The sequence below is a fragment of the Vibrio sp. SCP2 genome (genome assembly GCF_059295395.1).
Window position 1 is genome coordinate 1 of sequence record NZ_JCAFVV010000042.1, and the last position, 261, is coordinate 261.

The 261-nt window shown below is 42.1% G+C and carries 1 tRNA gene; it reads right to left on the reverse strand.

Features of this window, described 5'->3' with window-relative positions:
• Positions 1 to 158: 158 nt before the first annotated feature.
• Positions 159 to 234 (reverse strand) — tRNA-Ala (locus AC5O63_RS22475).
• Between the last annotated feature and the right edge of the window lie 27 nt (positions 235 to 261).

A 261-nucleotide genomic window follows, 5' to 3' on the forward strand; every position in this document is an offset into this window, starting at 1 on the left:
CCTAAAACATAGTTTTAGGATTTGAGAACTTTTAATTGAATAACAACGCATCTCAAAGAGATGGGGATTGTTGTTATTCGTCAGCTTTCCAAATTGTTAAAGAGCTAGATTTCTTTCGAAACCATTTTTAAGAACACTTACGCAAATGCGCTTAAAGATGGTGGAGCTAAGCAGGATCGAACTGCTGACCTCCTGCGTGCAAGGCAGGCGCTCTCCCAGCTGAGCTATAGCCCCATCAGGTGTTGATACTGTGTGCCAATT